The sequence below is a fragment of the Herbiconiux dendrobii genome (assembly GCF_052048175.1).
Classification (GTDB): domain Bacteria; phylum Actinomycetota; class Actinomycetes; order Actinomycetales; family Microbacteriaceae; genus Herbiconiux.
This window is the reverse complement of sequence record NZ_JBLZQV010000002.1, coordinates 512,659-532,357: the sequence shown is the minus strand read 5'-3', so window position 1 is coordinate 532,357 and position 19,699 is coordinate 512,659. Positions and strand designations below refer to the sequence as shown.

The window sequence follows — 19,699 nt, the reverse complement described above, 5'->3', positions numbered from 1 at the left end:
GTTGAATTGAGCCGAGCGACCGGAGGGTGATGTGGCCGAATTCGTCGACATCCCGTCTCCGGGATGGCCCCTGGAGTTCGGTGAGCCCGGCCGCCCGGCCATCGTGATCGTGCACGACGACCACGGCCGTCTGCCCTACCTCGAGGCCTACGCCACGGCGCTGGCGAACCAGGGTTTCCACGTGGTGGTGCCCGATCTGTTCGACGGCCTCGCCACGGTGCAGGCCGAGGGCGCCGCCGAGCTGGTCGACCGCATGGACGAAGGATTCGCGCTCGCCACGCTCGACGACGCCGTGGCGACCGGCCGCGGGCACGGCGCCCCGCGGGTGGGCGTGATCGGCCTGGGCATCGGGGGCCGGCTCGCCCTGAAGCTCGCCCAGAGCGGCTCCGCGGATGCCGTGGTCGCCTACTACGCCGTGCTCGGCGACGAGGACGGCGGGGTCATCCCCTGCCCCGTTCTGCTGCACCGGGCGCACGATCAGGCCTGGGCGGGCGGAATCGACGTGGACGGGTTCGTCGGGCGCCTGAAGGAACACGGCACCCCCGTCACCCAGTACAGCTACGCGAGCGCCTCCGGCGGCTTCGCCAACGCCACGGTGCTCGATCTGCTCGACAAGAACGCCGCCGCGCTGGCCTTCGCGCGCTCGACCTACTTCCTGCAGGCGCAGCTGCTGGACTGAGCGCGACCCGGGGTCACCGGGCGAGCGCCGCCAGCTCGGCGCGACTGCTCGCGCCCGCCTTCCGCAGCAGGTTCGACACGTGGAACTTCACCGTGTTGTCACTGATGCCCAGCTGCTGGGCGATGGCGTGGTTGCGCGCCCCCGACACCACCAGCCGCAGCACCTCGCGCTCGCGCTGCGACAGCGGAACGGCGTCGGCCAGCGGTTCGGGCTCCGCCGGCGGATCCAGCGGGAGCCTGATGTCCAGCGACGTGCCCCAGCCCGGCGTCGACTCCACGGCGAGCGCCCCGTCCAGCGCCGAGACCCGCTCGGCGATCGGCCGCAGCGAGTCGTCGTGGGCGGTGAGATCCCCCTTGCCGTCGTCGCGGATGGCGATCAGCAGGTTCAGCCCGTCGCAGTCCCACTGGATGCGCACCCGCCGGGTCTCCCCCGCGTCGACGAAGGCGAGCACGGCGCTCCGCACGATGGCCCGGGCCGCGTGCGCCACTTCCCCCGGCAAGGCCCGCCCCGTGGCGGGTGGCTCGACGAACTGCACATCGAGGTCGCCGAAACGCACGAGCGGCCTCAGATCGGTGCGCAGCCGCGCGAACGCGCCGACGACCGGCTCGAGCATGCTGCTGCGCTGCTGGTCGGTCACCATCCGCAGCCCCACCAGAGCCGAGGCGGCGATGTCGATCGCCATCGTGCGGGCCGCCCGGTCGTCGAGCCGCGGCGAACGCAGCACCGCGAGCATCGACTCGAGGGTGACCGCATGCCCGTCGGCCTGCTCGGCGACGGTGCGGGCGTGCTCCACCAGCAGCCGGCGGGAGGCGGGTGACGGGAGTTCGGCGTCGATGCTCATGCGCCCAACCTACCCTCCCGTCGGATGCTACCCATTGGGAGGGGTGGAACCGGCCGGTCGGGTGGGTGCTCCTCCGCATCCGTTCGCCCAGCATGGAGGCATGGATGTTCTGGACACCGGGGTGGGCTACTCGCTCACCCGCATCGGCCGCGAGCTCGACGCCGTTCTCGAGCAGCTGGTGCACGAGGACCCGCTGGCCCTCGCCGTCTTCGCCGACCTGATCGGCGAAGCGCCCCGCGTGTTCGTGCTCGGTGCCGGGCGCTCGGGGCTCGCGCTGCGGATGACCGCCATGCGCCTGATGCACCTGGGGCTCGACGTGCACGTGGTCGGCGAGGTGACGGCGCCGGCCATCGGATCGGGTGACCTGCTGCTCACCGCCAGCGGATCCGGCACCACCGGCGGTATCGTGCGGGCCGCGCAGACCGCCGTCTCGGTGGGAGCCCGGGTGGCCGCGATCACCACCGCCCCCACCTCGCCCCTGGCCCAGCTCGCCGCCGCGACCATCGTGGTGCCCGCCGCCGGCAAGCTCGACCGCTCGGGCGCCGCCTCCGCGCAGTACGCCGGCAGCCTCTTCGAACAGACCGTCGTGCTGCTCGGCGACGCCCTCTTCCACGCCCTGTGGCAGCGTTCGGGCGCCAGCGCCGACGAGCTCTGGCCGCGTCACGCGAACATCGAATGACGCCTCACCCCTCCCCCGCACCCCGCACGATCCCGAACCACCCCGCACGATCCCGAACCACCCCGAACAGAGAGAACACCCGATGAAACTGCAATTCGCCATGGACACCCTCACCACCGAAGCCGCCCTCGAGCTCGCCGCCGCTGCGGCGCCGCACGTCGACATCCTCGAGCTCGGCACTCCGTTGATCAAGAGCGCCGGCCTCTCCGCCGTCACCGCCGTCAAGGCCGCCCACCCCGACAAGATCGTCTTCGCCGACCTCAAGACCATGGATGCCGGCGAGCTCGAGGCCGACATCGCCTTCACCGCCGGAGCCGACCTGGTGACCGTGCTCGGCTCGGCCGGCGACAGCACCATCGCCGGCGCCGTCAAGGCCGCCCGGAAGCACGGCAAGGGCGTGGTCGCCGACCTGATCGGCGTCGCCGACAAGCCGGGGCGCGCCAAGGAGGTCGTGGCTCTCGGTGTCGACTTCGTCGAGATGCACGCGGGCCTGGACGAACAGGCCGAGGAGGGCTTCACGTTCGCGACCCTGCTGCGCGACGGCGAAGCATCCGGAGTACCGTTCTCGGTCGCCGGCGGCATCAACGCCTCCACCATCGCCTCGGTGCAGCAGTCCGGCGCCCAGGTCGCCGTCGCCGGCGGCGCGATCTACGGCGCCCCCGACGTGGGAGCCGCCGCGGCCGAACTCCGCGCCGCGATCGTCTGATCCGTTAGCGTGGGGGCCGTGACGACTTTCTCCCCCGACATCACCGACGCCATCCTGCGCCACATGAACGGCGACCACACCGACGACAACCTGCTCATCGCGCGGGCCTTCGTGGATCCGTCCGCGGAGGCCTCCGTGATGACCGGGCTCGACGGCGACGGCGGGCAGTGGGACGTGACCGTGGCGGGTGCGACGAGTACCGCCACGGTCGCCTGGCCCGCCGGCCCGATAACCGAGCGGGCCGAGGTGCGACGCGAGATCGTGGCCCTCTACGACGGCGCGTGCGCGGCCCTCGGCGTCGAACCGCGGCCTCATTCCTGAAGAATTCCTAGGTTTCCGGGCCCCTTCCTCCGCTAAAGTTAGGTAACACTTACCTCGACTCGACCGCTTGGAATGACTATGGCTGCCGTAATCCCCTTCTCGCAGGCGCTCCGTGAGCGCACCTGGACCGGACACAGCGACAGCGAAGGCGCCGGCTTCATGACCGACCTGATGAGCGGCAAGGGCACGAAGGACGACTACATCGCCCTCGTCGCCCAGCACTACTTCATCTACGAGGCCATCGAGGCCGCGGCCGAGCGGATGAAGAACGACCCGGTGGCGGCCGAGTTCATCTCGCCCAAGCTCACCCGGCTGCCGGCCATCGAAGAAGACCTGCGCTTCCTGATCGGCGAGGACTGGAAAGACCAGATCACCCCGTTGCCCACCACCGAACGCTACGTGAAGCGGATCAACGAGGTCGCGGCCACCTGGAACGGCGGCTTCATCGCCCACCACTACACCCGCTACCTCGGCGACCTGTCGGGCGGCCAGATCATCCGCACGCTGATGCAGCGCCAGTTCGGCTTCGAGACCAACGGCGTCGGCTTCTACCTCTTCGGCGACATCGCGAAGCCCAAGGAGTTCAAGGAGACCTACCGCACCCAGCTCGACGCCGTCGGCTGGGACGACGCGGAGCGTGAGCGCGTGATCGACGAGGTGCTCGTCGCCTACCGCTTCAACACGGAGCTGTTCCTCGACCTCGCCGACGCGAAGGCCTCGGCCACGCAGGTCGCCTAGCCTCAGGCCGGTCTGGGCGCGGATGCTGCGATCGGCAGCACCACCACGGTGCTCCGGGAGCGCGCACGGGCGACCGCGATCACCGTGAGTGCCAGCCCGATCAGGGCGAAGACGATCAGCAGCGCCCCCTCCTGGGCCGCCACCGCGGCCGATCCGCCCCCGATCAGGGCTTGCATGCCGGTGATGGCATGCGACAGCGGCAGCAACGACGCGAGGCCCGTGTAGAACGGCGAACTGAGCCCGTTCGGCACGATCACGGCCGCCGCGGCGATCTGCACGACCACCAGCGCGAGCGAGATCAGGCGTCCCGCCTGACCGAACAGGGCCACCAGCCCCTGGTGCAGCATCACGAACGACAGCGACATCACCAGCGAGAACAGGATGCCGCCCGCCACGAGGGCGGGCTGGGCGCCCACCGCGAACAGCACGATCGCCACGATGGCGGCCTGCACCACTCCGAGGATCGCCGCCGGCACCAGCGAGCCGACCACGACCCGGAAGGTGGACGCCGTCGACGCCAGCTCGCGGCGGCCGAACGGCAGCAGCAGCAGGTAGATGGCGAAGGCGCCGATCCACAGCGCCAGCGGCACGGCCACCGCGGCGATGGCGGCGGCGGGGGAGGGGAGCGCGTCGACATCGCTCTGCGTGGTGACGACGGGCTGCGCCACCACGGTCGCCATTGTGTTCTGCTGGTCGGTCGTGTAGGTGGGGATGTTGGCGACGATCTCGCCGAGACCGGTGGCCAGTCCACCCATGTTCGTCGCGAGGTCGTTCGATCCCGTGGCGATGCCCGAGGCGCCGGTCGAGAGGTCGCCGAGACCCTTGGCCAAGCCGCTCGTGCCCACCGCCAGCTTCGCGGTGCCGTCGGCGACCCCGGAGAGCGTGGTGGTGAGCAGCGGCAGGTCTTCCGCGAACGCGGCGTTGCCCCGGCTGACGAGATCGGCACCGGGAGCGAGCAGCCGGTCGACCTCGGCGTAGTTGATGCCGAGGGCGACGGTGAACACCTGCTGGCCGGCGGCGATCACGCCCGCGTCCGCCGCCGCATCGCCCAGGGCCTGCTTGTTCGGATCATCGTCGGGCATCCCGTCGTAGATCGCGGTGAGCTTCTGCGCGAGTGCGGCCTGGGCGTCGGTGAGGCCCTGGCTCTCGGTGGTGCGGGCGCCGAGCTCCGTGCCGATGTACGCAGAGCCTTTGCTGACCAGATCCGAACCCTGCGACAGCTTGTCGGCGTAGTCGGGCAGATCGGCGGTGCCGTCGGCGATCGCCCGCATCCCCACCGCCAGAGCCTGCACGGAGGTGTCGAGATCCGTCCCGCCCTGCGCGGCCTTGGCGAGCCCGTTCGCGAGTTCTCCCTGGTACCCGGCGAGGGTCGTCGCACCCGTGGCGAGCTTGCCCGCTCCGTCGGCGGCCTTGGCGAGGTTGGTGTTCAGCGTCGTGAACGCACCCAGGGTGTTGGTGACGAAGCCCTGCGTGGCCTTGTCCGAGAGAGCGGCCTGCAGATTCGCCGACAGGGCGCTGGCCAGCAGTTCGGTGACGTAGCTGTTGGCGCCGTTGGTCTGCACCTGCAGCTGAGCCTGCACGGGAGCGCTGGTCGCGGTGGAGACGTACGCGGCCGAGAAGTCCTCGGGAATCGTGACGACGGCCGAGTACTGCCCGCCGGTCAGGCCGTCGGAGGCCGTGTCGGCATCCGTCACCGTCCAGGAGAAGCCCTGACCCGAGTCGCCCGAGGTCAGTTCGCTCACCAGCAGCTTGCCGGCGGCGACGGGTGTGCCGGCCTGGTTCGGCGTCGACGGATCGGCCGGCACCACGGTGCCGTCGTCCTGCAGGTAGACGATCCGGTCGAGGTTCACCACGGCCGCCGGCAGCACGGGCGCCGAGGCCGAGGAGTCACCACCGCCGGCTCCGGAGGCGACCGGATCAGCGTTCGCCCGGAGCGCCGTCACCGCGACGCCCGCGATCAGCAGGGGCGTGAGCACGGCCAGCACGATGGCCACTCGCCGGGCCAGCGGCGAGAGGCCGCCGCTGTCACCGCGGCGGACGAGGGAGCGGAGGCTGCTCATGCGGTCACGTCCTCTCGGGGATTCGGGGCGGTCGGGTTGTCGGGAGTGTCCGGTTCGTCGGGCCCCTCAGGGCCATCGGAGGCGCCCGGGTCGTCCGGTGCCGTGGTCACCCCCGGCGGCGACGGGGGAGTGGGCGGGGTCGGCTCGACCGCGGCGAGCGCGATCACGCTGACCGCACGGGCGCCGGCCTCGAGCCGGGCGCCGTGGTGTGCCACCACGAGCGTGGTCTCCAGGGGCAGTGCGGCGTCGATCACGCCGAGCGCGTGCTGCAGGTGCGCGGTGGGGATGCCGGTGCCGTCGAGCGCGATCAGCCGTACCCGCGGATGCGCGCGCGACCCCCGACCCGAGACGATCCCGGCGGTCGCCGTGGCGATGGCGACCTGACGGATCCACTCCGTGGCCAGCTCACCGCCCCACAGCTCCGCGAGCTCCTCGCCGAGCTCGCGCTGCAGGCGCTCCTGCACGCTGAGCGCGCCGGGCGGCAGCTTTCCGAACGGCAGGCGGTCGGCCAGAAGGTCGGCCTCCACCGGGCGGGCCACGAGCAGGGTGTGGCGGCGCAGCGCCGCGCCGTGCACGGGCAGCGGCTGGTCGAGCACGCGCAGGTGCCCGTCGAGCAGGCGCTGGCGGCCGGCGATGGCGGCCACGACGGCTTCCGGATGCGTGTCGGCGGCGCCCGTGACGAGCACCAGCGATCCCGCCTCGGCCCGCACCGAGAACGGCGCCACCAATCCGCCCGAGGCGGCGGACTCCACGATCGCGTGCTCGGCGGCGACGGCGTAGGGACGGGCGTCCGCATTCGGCAGGGAGACCGCAGGGGCGGCATCCGGAGCGTCGACGGCATCCAGAGCGGCCGGAGCCTCGCCCCGCAGCGGCCGCCAGGCCACCGCGTCGAGCATCTCGCGCACGCCCTCGCCCTCGAGATCGACGTCCGGCAGCGCCCGTCCGAGCTGGCGCGGCATCGCCCAGCCGAGCCGCCCGAGCAGCGTCATGACGGCCGGGATGAACGTCATCCGCACCAGGAAGGCGTCGATGAACACGCCCGCCGCGAGCCCCAGTGCGATCGGCTGCAGCACCGCGTTGCCGCCCGGCACGAACGACGCGAAGACCGCGAACATGATGCAGGCGGCCGCGGTCACCACGCGCGCCGCACCGATGAAGCCGTGTTTCACCGCGTAGTGCGGGTCGCCGGTCTTCACGAACTCCTCGCGCATCCGCGACACCAGGAACACCTGGTAGTCCATGGCGAGACCGAACAGCACGGCCATCAGCAGGATGGGGAAGAAGCTGATCACCGGCCCCACCTTCGCCACCCCGAACACGTCGGCCAGCCACCCCCACTCGAACACGGCGGTGACGATGCCGAACGAGGCACCCACCGAGAGCAGGTAGCCGATCGTGGCCGAGATGGGTACCGCGAGCGAGCGGAACACGATCGTCAGCAGGATGATGCAGAGCCCCACCACCACCACGGCGAACGGCAGCAGCGCATCCGCCAGTCGCGCCGAGACGTCGATACCGAGCGCGGTCTGCCCGGTGACCTGATACGTGAACCCGTTCGCCGTCTCGAAGGCGGGCGCGGCGTCGCGGATGGTGTGCACGAGGTTCTCGGTCTGCACGCTGTCGGGTGCGCTCGAGGGGATGATCGACACGATCGCCATGTCCAGCGTGGGGTTCGGGATGACCTGGCTCACGCTGGCCACGTCGTCGAGCCCCTCGAACTGGTTCTTCAGAGCGGTGAGTGCCGGGGTCAGATCGGTGATCGTCGAGATATCGGCCGTCACCAGCAGCGGCCCGTTGAACCCGGGCCCGAAGCCGTCGGTGAGCTGCTCGTAGCCCTCGCGCGACATCGATCCCGGCGGGTTGTAGCCGGCATCCGGCAGCGTCAGGCGAAGGGACGTCGCGGGCAGCGCCACCACGATCAGGCCGATCACCACCACCGCCACGGTGATCACGGGCTTTGCGGTTGCGAGCGCCACCCAACGCGCCCCGAGCGTGCGGCGGGTGGAGGTGGGATCGGCCGAGGCGAGCTCGCGGCGGGCGGCGCGCGAACGGGGCTTCGGGATGAGCGCGCGCCCGAACAGCCCCAGCACGGCGGGCACGAGCGTGAGCGCCACCAGAACGGCGATCACCACGGAGATCGCGGCCCCGATGCCCATCACGGTGAGGAACGGGATCTGCACCACCGAGAGCCCGAGCAGCGCGATGATGACGGTGAGCCCGGCGAACACCACGGCGCTGCCGGCGGTGGCCACGGCGGTGGCGGCCGACTCCTTCGGATCCATGCCGTGGATCAGCTGCGAGCGGTGCCTGGCCACGATGAACAGCGCGTAGTCGATGCCGACGGCGAGCCCCAGCATGGTGGCCAGCAGGGGAGCGGTGGAGGAGATCGTGACGAAGCCGGAGACGATCGTGATGAGCGTGGAGGTGACGACCACGCCGATCACCGAGGTGACCAGCGGCATGCCGGCCGCGAGCAGCGAGCCGAAGGTGATCAGCAGCACGATGAACGCCACGATCAGGCCGATGGCCTCGGTGTAGTCGACGGCCGCCTCGGGTGCGTCGGTGACGCCGGAGAAGTACACCGTCAGGCCCCCGGATGCCGCGGTGTCGCCGGCCGTGACGACCTCCTCGTTCTCGGCCTGGGTGAGCGTCGTGGTGGGCACGTCGTACTGCAGGGTCGCGTAGGCCATGCTGCGGTCGTCGTTGATCTGCGCGGTGGCGTCGGAGGAGAACGGGCTGGTGACGCCCGAGACGTGGTCCAGCGGCGTGAGGGCGGTGACGGATGCCGCGATCTGGCTCTGGAAGTCGTCGACCGTCGTGCCCTCGGGCGCGACGTAGATCACCTTGGCGGAGCCGCCGGACGCCGCCGCGAAGCGCTGGTCGAGCATGTCGATCGCCTGCTGCGACTCGGTGCCGGGGATGGCGAACGACGAGGTCATCACGCCGCCCAGGGCGCCCGCGCCGGTGACGGCGAGGCCCATCAGCACGATCCAGCCGACGATGACGGCGATGCTCCGCCGCGCGGCGAACCGCCCGATCCGGTACAGCAGCGTAGCCATGACTCCCCTTCCCTGTTGAAGGGTATCGGCTGGCCAGCCCTGAGATCCGGCTGCGCGTTCCCCCCTTAAGGGGCAGGCGGAGCGGGCCGGCGGGCCCTGGAACTCATGAACTTCAGCACGTCTTGGTCGACGATCATGTCGGAGGGCCGCAGCGGGCGCGTGAGGTAGAGGCCTTCGAGGGAGGTCAGCCGGCTGAGCGCCACGTAGGTCTGGCCGGGGCTGAACACCCGCGCGCCGAGGTCGACCACGGCCGAGTCGTACGTCTGACCTTGCGACTTGTGGATGGTGACCGCCCAGGCCAGCCGCAGCGGGAACTGCGTGAACTCGCCGATCACCTCTTTGGAGAGCTGCTTCGACTCGGGCGCGTAGGAGTAGCGGTGCTTCTCCCAGGCCACCGGATCCACTTCGTGCACCTCGCCGTCGACCTCCACGAACACCGTGGAGTCGATCTTCGTGACCGTGCCGACGGTGCCGTTCACCCAGCGCTGGTCGGCGTCGTTGCGCAGGAACATCACCTGCGCGCCCACCTTCAGCTCGAGGTTCAGGTCGGCCGGATAGGCCCGCCCTCCGAAATCGCCGCTGATCTCGGCCTTGGCGCTGAGCATCCGGCCCGGGAGCTTCTTGAGGGCCGTCTGGTTGATGCGGTTGACGGCGTCGTTGCGGGTGGCGAGCGTGATCGGCCCGTCGTCCGGCGGCGTACGGGCACCCGTGCTGTTCAGCACGTCGGCGATCTCCTTGGTGACCATGCCGAAGCGCACCGCGTTGAGCATGAACTTGAACTGGTCGTCACTCTGCCGGTGGATCTCGGTGAGCTCGACGATGTTGAGCTCCGCCTCCTCCCACACCTTCGCGTCGAAGAACCACATCGAGCGGTAGTGGTCGGCGAAGTAGGCCCGCTCCTCGCCGTCGCCCGGAACCGGCGCCAGCTGGTACGGATCGCCGAACAGCACCACCTGCACGCCGCCGAAGGGCTCGGCCCGCCGCTGCCTCGCCTTGCGCAGCGAGCGGTCGATCGCGTCCATCAGGTCGGCGTTCACCATCGAGACCTCGTCGATCACCAGCGTGTCGATGGTGTTGAGCAGCTTCCGCACCTCGGCGTTCTGCTCGATGTCGTGGTCGGCGATCACTCCGATCGGCAACCGGAAGAGGGAGTGGATGGTCTGCCCGCCCACGTTCAGCGCGGCGACGCCGGTGGGAGCCGAGATCACGAGCTGCTTCTCGGTGTTCCAGGAGAGGTGGTTCAGCAGGGTCGACTTGCCCGTTCCGGCCCGACCCGTGACGAACACGTGCTTGCGCGTGCCCTCGATCAGCTCGAACACCCGCTGCTGTTCGGCGGAGAGCGGAGGACGGGACACCACCCCAATGTACCCGGCGGCCAGGGGCCTTCCCGGGCCTCCCGCCTAAACTGTGCACATGAGCTCGGCCGACGACGAGAGGCGCACGGCGCTGCATCGTTCGATCGTGATCTGGACGGGCCTGTTCCTGCTGACGGTCGCCGCCCTCATCTCGGCCGTGGGCATCCTGAACCGCGAGGTCTACAGCGCCCAGGCCTTCGTGCGCATCTACCTGGATGCGCTCGCGCAGCGCGATCTGGGCGCGGTGCTGGCGACACCGGGTCTGGACATCGGTCCCGACGAGGCCGGCACCGGATCCGCGTCGCTGATCTCGACGGCCGCGATGAGCGACCTGCGTGACATCCAGCTGGTCAGCGACACCGAGATCGCGTCGGACCGGCACCGGATCGTCTACTCCTACCTCCTCGAGGGCGCGAACGGGCTCAAGGTGCCCGCGCAGTCCGAGTTCGACGTGGTGCAGACCGGCTCCAGCTGGCTGGTCTTCCCGCAGTGGTCGTTCCAGCGCTCGCCCACGGCGACCGCCACGGTGACGGTGTCGCACGCGGCCTCGTTCACGGCCGGCGACTCGCAGATCGCCCTCGACGACCCCTCGGCGTTCCATTCGGGCGGGGCGTACACGGTGCTCGTGCCGAGCCTCACCGAGCTCTCACACTCCTCGGAGTACCTCGGTGCCGTGCCGGTGAGCCTCACCGCCACCACCGCCTCGAGTTCGATCACGGCCATCGTCGACGTGCAGCCCACCACCGGGTTCCTCCAGGCGGTCCAGGATGCCGTCGACGGCTTCCTCGACGACTGCGCCGCCCAGCCGCTGCTGTACCCGCCCGGCTGCCCCTTCGGTCTCGATGTGAACGACCGCATCACCACCGAACCGCAGTGGTCGATCGAGAGCTACCCGCAGCTCACCCTGATCGCCGGGCAGGACAGCTGGGTGGTGCCGAACGCCTCGGGCAGCGCCCATGTCTCGGTGCAGGTGCGCTCGCTCTTCGACGGCACGGTCTCGGCCCGCGACGAATCGATCCCCTACGCGGTCACCTTCACCGTCACGATCCAGCCCGACGGATCGATCACATTCGCTCCGCGCACGTAGCGTCGGCGACCGGGGCGGATGCGGCGCCCAGCGCCCGGAGCAGGGCGCCGGCCTTCAGCTGCACCTCGTCGTATTCCTCTTCGGGAATGGACAGCGCCGTGATCCCCCCGCCGACGCCGATCGTGGCGCCCTGGGCGTCGACCACGATCGAGCGGATCGACATCGCCAGGTCGATCCGGCCGTCCCGGCCGAACGTGCCGAAAGCGCCTGCATAGAGACCGCGCGGGCGCTGCTCCAGCCCGTTCAGGATGCCGACCGCGCTCCGCTTGGGCGCCCCGGTCATCGAGCCGGCCGGGAACACGGCCTCGAGCAGGTCTGCCGCATCCGTCTCCGGCCGCAGCCGCGCCCGCACACTACTGACGAGCTGATGCACCTGCGGGTAGGTCTCGGTGAAGAGCAAGCGCTCCACCTCCACGCCGCCCGGCTCGGCCACCCGCGCCAGGTCGTTGCGCATCAGGTCGACGATCATCACGTTCTCGGCCCGCTCCTTCTCGCTGGCGAGCAGCTCGTCGCGCAGCCGGTCGTCGGTGAGCGGATCGGCCGAGCGCCGACGGGTGCCCTTCACCGGGTGCGTGCGGGCGACGCGCTCCGCCGGGTCGACCTCGAGGAAGGTCTCGGGGGAGGAGCTGATCAGCGCCACGTCGCCGATCCGCAGGTAGGCCGCGTGATGGCTGGGCGAGAGCGCACGCAACCGCCGGTGCACCGCGAGCGGATCCAGCGCATCCGGAGCCGCGTCCACCGCGATCTCGGTCGAGAGGTTCAGCACGTAGGCGTCACCGCGGGCGATCGCCTCCTGGCAGGCGCGCACCTTGGCGAGGTAGGAGCCGCGGTCGTCGAGCCATCGGGCCGCGAGTGGTGCATCCTCGGTCGGCACGGTGATCGTGGGAGCCCGCCCGCCGAGCACCCGGAGCACGTGCGCACGCCAGGCCGCGGGCTCGGCGCCCCAGCGCTCCTTCGTGGCCTGGGGGCCGCCGGTGGCCAGGAGCACCGCGGATCCGTCGGGTGCGAACGCCACGGCCCGGTCGACCCGCAGGAAGGCGGCCTCCGGATGCCGCGACCGGGGCATCCCCGGAAGACCCATCGTCTCGGCGGCGAGGCCGTACCCCAGCCAGCCGATCAGCCCCAGCTGGAAGCCCGGCATCCCGGACCGCGCGGGGTCGTCGGAATCACCGGAGTCACCGGACTCACCGATGCCGCCGGTCGCGTACCCCTCGCCCCACGCCTGCCGTTCGAGCTCTGCCCGCAGCGCCGGCAGGACGGGCCCCTCGGGCGACCACGGCGCCCCCGACCCGATGTAGCTCCAGCCGCTCGGGTCGTCGAGCCAGAACACGTCTCCGCGATCGCCGTAGAGAGCCGCGAACGCGTCCGACGCCGTGAGGTCCGTCTCGACCCGGAGCGACAGCAGCCTCGACGACATCCCTCGATGGTAGCCGCAGCCTCGCCGCCCGCCGCACCGGGGCACGGCGCCGGGCACAGCGAAGGCCCGGCATCACGAGGATGCCGGGCCTTCTGCGCTTCAGGTGAAGCGGTGTTGCAGGGTACCGGTGTTACTTGGTGTTGACCGTGATCTTGGCGACGCCCACGAGGAGGCCTTCCTTGACCGCGTCGGTCTTGTAGGTGGCGTTCAGCAGGTCGGCGGCGTCGGCCGAGACGTGAACCGTGGTGCCCTCGAGGATGGCGGTGTCGCCCTCGGTCTGCAGCGGCTTCAGGGTCGAGCCGTCGAGGTCGAACAGGAAGGCCTGCTTCACGACCGACTCGCCGTTGGCGGCGACGTCACCGTAGAGCTTGGAGGTTCCGGGGTCGATGGTGAAGTTGGTCAGCTCGACGGTGGTGCCGCCGGCGGTCAGCGACAGGCCGGAACCCTCGTGCTCGATGCTGCCCTGCACGTACGGGCGGTAGCTCTGCTCGGGGTCGTAGTAGTCGACGTTGCCGCCGGTGATCGGGAAGGCCAGAACGCCGTCGGTCAGGGTGGCGGTGCCGACCACGCCGGGGGTGAGGCCGAGCGAGGTGAGGGCGTCGAGGAAGCCCGCGTCGACGGTGACCTCGGTGTCGACGCCGGTCAGGCTGGCGATCGAGGCGATGGGCTCGGGCGTGGCGCTGGCCGACGAGGAGGTTTCGGAGCTGGACGAACCGCTGTCGCTGCTGCCCGACGCGCAGGCCCCGAGGCCGAAGGCGAGGAGGCCAGCAGTGGCGAGGCCGAGGGTTGCTTTCGTGATCTTGCGCATGGTCGTGATCCTTAGTGTTTGGTGTGCTTGCTGGACACTAAGAGTTCGGCGCACCCCCGCAATTGGGTGGGTGCGATTTTCACGGCTGCCAGGAGAAACTCAGGTTTCGCCGGTCGTTCCGCGTGGTTCCGCGGATCTGCAGGCGGTGACGCACGATCCAGAACCCCGCGATGACGACGATCGCGCCCACCAGGCTGAGCCGCGCGATCCACAATTCCGGCAGCAGCAGCCCCAGGGTGAGGGCCAGCGGCACGGCGAGCCACTCCCAGCGCCCGGTCATCACCACGAAGGGTACGAGCAGCAGCGCGTACCAGGAGTAGTGCGGGGTGACGATCAGCAGGGTCGCCCCGATCATCAGCAGCTGCCCGCGCCACGGCGACTCCGGATCGGTGCGCCGCCACACCACGACGGCCACGGCGAGAAGCAGCACCGCCGACGCCCAGAGTGCGGCGCCGCCCGGGAACAGCAGCGACACGAGCGCGAAGCGCGATCCGTCGTCGTAGCCCTCTTCGGAGAGGTAGCCGGGCAGATAGCCGATCACGCCGACCCCGCTCAGCAGCACGTACGGCACGTAAAGCACGGCGAAGGTGAGCACGGCGCCGACCACGACCTTCCACGGCTGTTTGCGCAGCAGAGCGGGCGCGGCGATCACCGGGATCAGCTTCACGGCGATGGCGGCGCCGAGGGCGATGCCGCCGCGCAGCCGGCGCCCGGTGGCGACCAGGATGCTCGCCGCGAGCACCAGGAGGGCCGCCAGCACGTCGACGTGCGAGTTGGTGACCGCCTCCGAGAGCACGAACGGGCACCAGCCCCAGAGGGCGGCCCACCGCGGATCCAGGCCGCGCCGGCGCAGGGCGAGCAGCAGCAGGCCGGTCACGCCCAGCGAGAGCACGAGGCCCGACGCCTGGAGGGGCCAGTACGCGGCCTCGGCCGGCACGACCGCGCGCACGCCCGCGAAGTACAGCTCGGCGGCCGGCGGATAGATGGTGGGCACCTGAGGGCGGTTGATGGTGGTGCACAGCACCGTGAAGCCGGGCACGTTCAGGGTGCGGGAGATGCGGTCGCCCTCGTCGGCGCACTGGGGGCGGCCCTCGGCATCCGGGATCGTCGCCGGGTAGAGCCAGTCGGGGCGCAGGCTCTCGTAGGCCTGGTCGGCGGGGGTGTGGTCGTAGGGGGAGTGGCCCGCGCTCTGCACGATGCCGTCCCAGGCGTAGCGGGCGGAGTCGGTGCTGGTGGTGGGCGGGCCTGCGAGGGCTGCGGCGCCCAGGGCTAGGGAGCCGGCCAGCACGAGCACCACGGCGGAGCGGCCGCTGCGCACCCCCCGCAGCGCGAGGAACGCTGCCGCGAACACGGCCCAGGAGGCGAGGGCGAACCACACCAGGCCGCCGGAGTCGGACGGGTCGAGAAAGCCGACCGTGGTCACGCCGAGCCAGGTCAGCACGGCGAGCGCCGCCAGCAGCACGGCGGTGAGGATGATGCGCACGCCTAATCCTCGCGCGTCACGGCCTGCGCGGGAGCGGTTGCGGATGCCCGGCGCCGTGCGCGGGCCAGGTACAGCACGCAGCAGGCCACCGTGAGCACCGCCACCGCGGCCCAGGTCAGCACGAGGTTGAGCGTGTAGTCGAGCGGGAGCACGGTGGGGTTCGCCACGCCGAGCGTCTTGGCGTAGATCTCGGGGGCCACGATCAGGCCCAGGATGGCGGCCAGCACGACTCCGGCCTGCACGATCGCGAGGAGACCGTAGGGAAGCCGCCGCCCCGTCTTGCGCACGAGGATGCCGGCCCCCACCACGAGCGGCGACAGGATGGCGTCGTGCAGCACGATGGCACCGATCATCCAGACGCCCACGCCCACGATCTGCGCCGGATCCTGCTTCATCAGCAGCACCAGCGCGCCGAGCAGCAGGCCGAGAACGCCGACGACCAGCAGGACGATGCGGATGATCCTCATCACAGCACCTCCAGCGAGCTCAGCCACTTGGTCTGCAGCACCCCGGGGCGCCCGGGCGCGATGATGCGCGCCGGATAGCCGTGGTCGAGGTCCAAGGTCTCCCCGTTCAGCTCGAGGGCCACGAGGGTGCTGTCGTCACCGACGTACTCGGGCCCCATCGTGGTCACGCGGTAGCCGCCCTCCTTCTCCAGGCTCGTGATGCGCAGGGCGCGATCCTGGGAGGCCCCGACGGCGGCCGCGAGATCCTTGACCCGCACGCCCCGCCACGACGCCGTCTGGCTCCAGCCCTCCACGCAGGCGATCGGCAGGTCGACCGCGGTCTGCGGCAGGGCGAGCAGCTCGTCGCGGGTGAGGGTGAGCTGCATCTCGCCGTTGCGCACCGAGAGCCGCCAGTTCGGCGCGACGGCCGACACGGTCACCTGGGCGGCCTCGGCCGTGCGGTTCACCGGCAGGTTCTGCGGGCCGACGCCCTGGGCGCGGGGCGCGAACAGGTTCGACGGGCGCAGGAAGGCGAAGGACTGGCCGGCGGTCAGCACGACCACGGCCAGAGTCGAGAAGCCGATCACCCCGAGGAAGCCACGGCGTGAGGCGACGGGCTCCGGGGCGGGGGTGTCGTCGATCCAGCGCAGCACGCGGCCGGTCACACCCCCGACGGGGCGGGCATCCGTCGCCGTCTTGTCCGCGAGCGCCCCGGGCTCAGGCTCGGTCTCGGCTCCGGCTCCGGCTCCGGCTCCGGCTCCGGCTCCGGCTCCGGCTCCGGCTCCGGCTCCGGCTCCGGCTCCGGCTCCGGCTCCGGCTCCGGCTCCGGCTCCGGCTCCGGCTCCGGCGGCATCCTCCGCGAAGGCGAACTCGGCCCGGCGCTTCGTCCAGAACCGCGCGATCACCGGTAGCTTCACCGCGATGTGGATGGCGAGCGAGCCGATCACCACGAACGAGAGCGCGAAGTGAACCTCGCGGAAGCCGAACGGCCACGGGTACCACTGGTAGGTGTTGAGCAGGCCGATCGTGATCTGCACGAGCGAGGCGCCCACGAAGATTGCGATCGAGGCGCGCTCCAGCAGATGCGCGAAGCCCTTCAGCGGCGGCGTCTGGAACAGCTCCGGGAAGACGGTGTAGAGCTTTCCCAGGATCAATGGGAAGCAGGCGATCCCGGCCGTGATGTGGATGCCCTGGGTGAGCTGGTAGAGCCCCTCGGGCCGGGTGGGGAACCGCATCCAGGGCAGCGGCTCCTGCAGGAAGTGGCTGTACAGGCCGGTGCCGAAGCAGAGCAGGAAGGCGATGGCCAGCAGCCGGCCGAGCACCACCGCCATCCGCGGGTTGCGGGAGGGCGCGGCGACGACCCGCTGCAGTTCCGAGAGCAGGCGCCGCATGAGCGAGCCCCGCCTCAGCTCGTGGCGTGTTCGGCCACGAGGCGGCGGCTGATCGCGCGGAAGGCGCGGCCGAAGCGGCTCGTCGGCACGAGTTCGGCCACGTCCAGGGCGTCGTCGATCGTGTCGATGTCGTTGATCGTGGGCAGCAGCCGCACAGTCAGGCCCGCGGAGTGCAGGCGCTCGAGCTGCAGCGCGCCGGTGTCGTCACGCGACATCGGGACGCCCCGGATGAGCGAGCCGTCGGGGTCGCGCATCCCGAGGGCCCAGAAGCCGCCGTCGGAGGCCGGGCCCATCCAGGCGTCGACATCCGGGCGCCATCCGGTGAGCACGCTCTCCAGCGAGGCACGGCTCACCTGCGGGGTGTCCATGCCGATCAGCACCATCGGTCCCTCGATCGTGTCGAAGATGGCGGCGAGCCGCTGGTCGAGGGTTCCGGCGATCTGCGGCAGCACCTCGAAGCCGTGGGCCTCGACGGGCACGTTCTCGCCGTCGAAAGCGAGCACCAGGCGGGTGAAGGGCAGCGAGCGCACCGTCTCGAGGGTGTCGGTCAGGCTGGCGGATGCCACCTCGGCGGCCTCCTCGTAGCTCAACGGCGGGTGCAGACGCGTCTTGACCTTGCCCGGGATGCATTCCTTGGCGATGACGACGATGGTGAGCATGATGGGTCCCTCGTTCGGTGCTGCTGTGTGCGACTTCGAGGTCGTACCGGGCATTCGGCGCGGGAGTCGGATCGGATCGCTCTGTTCAGACGACGTTCAGCGAACGTACCGCTTCTGCGGCCGCAGAGGAACCGTCCTGGCGCTGCACGTCGCGCAGCAGGCGTGACATGTCCGTCACGGCCGTGATGGTGCCCCGGATGGTGCCGGTCACCTTCGAGCGGCCCACCCGCGGGTTGTAGGCGGTGTCGTACTCGCGCACCGTCCAGCCGTCGGCGTGCGCCTTGAGCAGCATCTCGAGCGGGTAGCCGCTGCGGCGGTCCTGCAGGTCGAGAGCGAGCAGGTCTTCGCGTCGTGCCGCGCGCATGGGGCCGAGATCGTGCACCCGGATGCCGGCGCGGCGGCGGATGAGGAAGGCCAGCGCCCGGTTGGCGAAGCGGGCGTGCAGCGGCCAGGCGCCGCGGGCGGTGGGGCGGCGACGGCCGAGCACGAGCCCGGCGGTGCCCGCGGTGATCGGCGCCACCAGACGGGGGAGTTCAGCGGGGTCCATCGAGGCGTCGGCGTCGCAGAACGCCACGATCGGCGCGGTCGCGGCCAGCAGTCCCGCGTGGGCGGCCGAGCCGAACCCCCGTGTCGGCTCGGTCACCACCAGCGCGCCGGCCGCGCGCGCGATCTCGGCCGAACGATCGGTCGATCCGTTGTCGACCACGATCGCCCGGTAGCCCTCGGGCAGGCGCCCGATCACCCACGGCAGGGCGCCCTCTTCGTTCAGGCAGGGCAGCACCACGTCCACCAGCGGCGCGCTCATGCCGGCACCGGGCTTCGCAGAGCCTCGGGCGATGGCGACACCGCGGCCCGAAGGGGAGCGGCCGCGAACCCGCGCACACCGGCCTCGAAGTCGACCGTGGCCGACCAGCCGAGCAGCTCACGGATGCGCGCCGACGAGGCGGTGATGTGCCGCACGTCGCCCAGGCGGTATTCGCCCGTCACCACGGGATCCAGCCCGCCGAACGCCCGGCTGAGCGCTTCGGCCATGTCGCCGATCGTGTGCACGACGCCGCTGCCCACATTGAGCATCTCGACGCGTTCGGGCGACGCATCGGCCGTCCAGGCCAGCGCGGCGAGGTTGGCCGAGGCCACGTCGCGCACGTGCACGAAATCGCGGCGCTGGCGCCCGTCCTCGAACACGCGCGGCGCTTCGCCACGCTCGAGCGCCGAGCGGAACAGGGACGCCACACCGGCGTAGGGGGTGTTCTGCGGCATCCCCGGGCCGTAGACGTTGTGGTACCGGAGCCCCACCACCCGGCCCCCCGTGCTGCGGGCCCAGGCGGCGGAGTGGAACTCCTGCGCCAGCTTGCTGGTGGCGTAGACGTTGCGCGGATCCAGCGACGAGCCCTCGTCGATCAGCTCGGGATAGAGGGCCTCACCGGTGAGCTCGTCACGGGGATCGAAACGCCCGGCGTCGAGGTCGGCCCGTCGCCGCGGAGCCGGACGGGTGGCCCCACGCGAACTCACGTAGCGTCCCTCGCCGTAGACCACCATCGACGAGGCGAAGACAAGGCGGTCGACGCCGGCTCGGGCCATCTCGTTCAGCAGCACCGCCGTGCCGAGCTCGTTCGACCCCACGTAGTCGGGCGCATCCGAGAAGTCGACCCCGAGCCCCACCTTGCCGGCCTGGTGGCTCACCGCGTCGACGCCCTGCAGAGCGGATGCCACGGCCGCGGCGTCGCGCACGTCGGCGCGCACCACGTCCACCCGCGGGTCGATCGCAGAAGCGTCCGCCCAGTCGGCGTGCACGTCGTCGCGGAAGCTGTCGAGCACCCGCACATCCCAGCCGGCGTCGAGCGCCTGCCGCACGATCTCGGATCCGATGAAACCGGCGCCGCCCGTCACGAGGAGCCGGCCCGGCCGGGCATCCGGAACCGATTCGGCCTGCGCGCCCGTCTTTCCCTCAGAACCCATGACGCCAGTCT

General features: G+C 71.0%; 18 protein-coding genes. 6 read left to right on the top strand and 12 right to left on the bottom strand.

Features of this window, described 5'->3' with window-relative positions; all coding sequences use genetic code 11:
• The first annotated feature begins 31 nt into the window (after positions 1-31).
• Positions 32-679, top strand: a complete 648-nt coding sequence (locus tag ACN4JJ_RS07435) for a dienelactone hydrolase family protein (RefSeq protein ID WP_440709271.1) — start codon at positions 32-34, stop codon at positions 677-679.
• Between the two features lie 13 nt (positions 680-692).
• Here the strand turns inward: ACN4JJ_RS07435 and ACN4JJ_RS07430 are convergent, their stop codons facing one another.
• Positions 693-1,520 carry a helix-turn-helix transcriptional regulator gene (locus tag ACN4JJ_RS07430; RefSeq protein ID WP_440709270.1) on the bottom strand — a complete coding sequence of 276 codons (828 nt, stop codon included), beginning with the start codon at positions 1,518-1,520 and terminating at the stop codon, positions 693-695.
• 100 nt (positions 1,521-1,620) lie between these two features.
• On the opposite strand from ACN4JJ_RS07430, the gene hxlB reads away from it, so the two are divergent.
• The 4 genes from hxlB to ACN4JJ_RS07410 all read left to right on the top strand — a co-directional run bounded on the left by hxlB (position 1,621) and on the right by ACN4JJ_RS07410 (position 3,964).
• On the top strand, positions 1,621-2,199 hold the full coding sequence (gene hxlB, locus ACN4JJ_RS07425; protein ID WP_440709269.1) for a 6-phospho-3-hexuloisomerase: 579 nt from the start codon (positions 1,621-1,623) through the stop codon (positions 2,197-2,199).
• Between the two features lie 82 nt (positions 2,200-2,281).
• Positions 2,282-2,905 carry a 3-hexulose-6-phosphate synthase gene (gene hxlA / locus ACN4JJ_RS07420; RefSeq protein ID WP_440709268.1) on the top strand — a complete coding sequence of 208 codons (624 nt, stop codon included), beginning with the start codon at positions 2,282-2,284 and terminating at the stop codon, positions 2,903-2,905.
• A gap of 18 nt (positions 2,906-2,923) precedes the next feature.
• Positions 2,924-3,226: a DUF2470 domain-containing protein gene (locus tag ACN4JJ_RS07415; protein ID WP_440709267.1), complete on the top strand. Its 303-nt coding sequence runs from the start codon at positions 2,924-2,926 to the stop codon at positions 3,224-3,226.
• Between the two features lie 78 nt (positions 3,227-3,304).
• Positions 3,305-3,964 carry a biliverdin-producing heme oxygenase gene (locus ACN4JJ_RS07410; protein ID WP_440709266.1) on the top strand — a complete coding sequence of 220 codons (660 nt, stop codon included), beginning with the start codon at positions 3,305-3,307 and terminating at the stop codon, positions 3,962-3,964.
• Between the two features lie 2 nt (positions 3,965-3,966).
• Here the strand turns inward: ACN4JJ_RS07410 and ACN4JJ_RS07405 are convergent, their stop codons facing one another.
• The 3 genes from ACN4JJ_RS07405 to ACN4JJ_RS07395 form a co-directional block, all read right to left on the bottom strand.
• Entirely contained in the window at positions 3,967-6,024 is a 2,058-nt protein-coding gene (locus ACN4JJ_RS07405) for a YhgE/Pip family protein (protein WP_440709265.1), read from the bottom strand.
• Entirely contained in the window at positions 6,021-9,083 is a 3,063-nt protein-coding gene (locus ACN4JJ_RS07400) for an MMPL family transporter (RefSeq protein WP_440709264.1), read from the bottom strand. Before ACN4JJ_RS07400 ends, ACN4JJ_RS07405 begins: the two co-directional genes overlap by 4 nt.
• A 65-nt stretch (positions 9,084-9,148) precedes the next feature.
• Positions 9,149-10,438 carry an ATP-dependent DNA helicase gene (locus tag ACN4JJ_RS07395; protein ID WP_440709263.1) on the bottom strand — a complete coding sequence of 430 codons (1,290 nt, stop codon included), beginning with the start codon at positions 10,436-10,438 and terminating at the stop codon, positions 9,149-9,151.
• Positions 10,439-10,496: 58 nt separating this feature from the next.
• Between ACN4JJ_RS07395 and ACN4JJ_RS07390 the strand changes: the two genes are divergently transcribed.
• The gene (locus ACN4JJ_RS07390) at positions 10,497-11,525 is read left to right on the top strand and encodes a hypothetical protein (RefSeq protein ID WP_440709262.1); all 1,029 of its coding nucleotides are present in this window, start codon (positions 10,497-10,499) and stop codon (positions 11,523-11,525) included.
• On the opposite strand, the gene ACN4JJ_RS07385 is transcribed toward ACN4JJ_RS07390, so the two are convergent.
• The 8 genes from ACN4JJ_RS07385 to ACN4JJ_RS07350 form a co-directional block, all read right to left on the bottom strand.
• Complete coding sequence (locus ACN4JJ_RS07385) at positions 11,503-12,942, bottom strand: anthranilate synthase component I family protein (RefSeq protein WP_440709261.1); 1,440 nt, start codon at positions 12,940-12,942, stop codon at positions 11,503-11,505. The two genes, ACN4JJ_RS07390 and ACN4JJ_RS07385, sit on opposite strands and share 23 nt — an antisense overlap.
• A 130-nt stretch (positions 12,943-13,072) precedes the next feature.
• Positions 13,073-13,750: a hypothetical protein gene (locus tag ACN4JJ_RS07380; RefSeq protein ID WP_440709260.1), complete on the bottom strand. Its 678-nt coding sequence runs from the start codon at positions 13,748-13,750 to the stop codon at positions 13,073-13,075.
• A 79-nt stretch (positions 13,751-13,829) separates the two neighbouring features.
• Positions 13,830-15,233, bottom strand: coding sequence for a glycosyltransferase family 87 protein (locus ACN4JJ_RS07375; protein ID WP_440709259.1), 1,404 nt, complete (start codon positions 15,231-15,233; stop codon positions 13,830-13,832).
• A 2-nt stretch (positions 15,234-15,235) separates the two neighbouring features.
• Positions 15,236-15,700, bottom strand: coding sequence for a hypothetical protein (locus tag ACN4JJ_RS07370; RefSeq protein ID WP_440709258.1), 465 nt, complete (start codon positions 15,698-15,700; stop codon positions 15,236-15,238).
• The gene (locus ACN4JJ_RS07365) at positions 15,700-17,070 is read right to left on the bottom strand and encodes a molybdopterin-dependent oxidoreductase (RefSeq protein WP_440709257.1); all 1,371 of its coding nucleotides are present in this window, start codon (positions 17,068-17,070) and stop codon (positions 15,700-15,702) included. Before ACN4JJ_RS07365 ends, ACN4JJ_RS07370 begins: the two co-directional genes overlap by 1 nt.
• A gap of 14 nt (positions 17,071-17,084) precedes the next feature.
• Positions 17,085-17,729, bottom strand: coding sequence for a TIGR04282 family arsenosugar biosynthesis glycosyltransferase (locus tag ACN4JJ_RS07360; RefSeq protein WP_440709256.1), 645 nt, complete (start codon positions 17,727-17,729; stop codon positions 17,085-17,087).
• Positions 17,730-17,814: 85 nt separating this feature from the next.
• A complete protein-coding gene (locus ACN4JJ_RS07355) occupies positions 17,815-18,534 on the bottom strand; it encodes a glycosyltransferase family 2 protein (protein WP_440709255.1) in 720 nt (239 codons plus the stop codon).
• On the bottom strand, positions 18,531-19,688 hold the full coding sequence (locus ACN4JJ_RS07350) for an NAD-dependent epimerase/dehydratase family protein (RefSeq protein WP_440709254.1): 1,158 nt from the start codon (positions 19,686-19,688) through the stop codon (positions 18,531-18,533). Before ACN4JJ_RS07350 ends, ACN4JJ_RS07355 begins: the two co-directional genes overlap by 4 nt.
• Positions 19,689-19,699: the final 11 nt, after the last annotated feature.

Coding starts and splice junctions, on each gene's coding strand:
- ACN4JJ_RS07350 (WP_440709254.1), bottom strand. CDS start 19,688: ATGGGTTCTGAGGGAAAGACGGGCGCGCAGGCCGAATCGGTTCCGGAT.
- ACN4JJ_RS07430 (WP_440709270.1), bottom strand. CDS start 1,520: ATGAGCATCGACGCCGAACTCCCGTCACCCGCCTCCCGCCGGCTGCTG.
- ACN4JJ_RS07410 (WP_440709266.1), top strand. CDS start 3,305: ATGGCTGCCGTAATCCCCTTCTCGCAGGCGCTCCGTGAGCGCACCTGG.
- ACN4JJ_RS07405 (WP_440709265.1), bottom strand. CDS start 6,024: ATGAGCAGCCTCCGCTCCCTCGTCCGCCGCGGTGACAGCGGCGGCCTC.
- ACN4JJ_RS07370 (WP_440709258.1), bottom strand. CDS start 15,700: ATGAGGATCATCCGCATCGTCCTGCTGGTCGTCGGCGTTCTCGGCCTG.
- hxlA (WP_440709268.1), top strand. CDS start 2,282: ATGAAACTGCAATTCGCCATGGACACCCTCACCACCGAAGCCGCCCTC.
- ACN4JJ_RS07400 (WP_440709264.1), bottom strand. CDS start 9,083: ATGGCTACGCTGCTGTACCGGATCGGGCGGTTCGCCGCGCGGCGGAGC.
- ACN4JJ_RS07365 (WP_440709257.1), bottom strand. CDS start 17,070: ATGCGGCGCCTGCTCTCGGAACTGCAGCGGGTCGTCGCCGCGCCCTCC.
- ACN4JJ_RS07385 (WP_440709261.1), bottom strand. CDS start 12,942: ATGTCGTCGAGGCTGCTGTCGCTCCGGGTCGAGACGGACCTCACGGCG.
- ACN4JJ_RS07380 (WP_440709260.1), bottom strand. CDS start 13,750: ATGCGCAAGATCACGAAAGCAACCCTCGGCCTCGCCACTGCTGGCCTC.
- ACN4JJ_RS07360 (WP_440709256.1), bottom strand. CDS start 17,729: ATGCTCACCATCGTCGTCATCGCCAAGGAATGCATCCCGGGCAAGGTC.
- ACN4JJ_RS07390 (WP_440709262.1), top strand. CDS start 10,497: ATGAGCTCGGCCGACGACGAGAGGCGCACGGCGCTGCATCGTTCGATC.
- hxlB (WP_440709269.1), top strand. CDS start 1,621: ATGGATGTTCTGGACACCGGGGTGGGCTACTCGCTCACCCGCATCGGC.
- ACN4JJ_RS07355 (WP_440709255.1), bottom strand. CDS start 18,534: ATGAGCGCGCCGCTGGTGGACGTGGTGCTGCCCTGCCTGAACGAAGAG.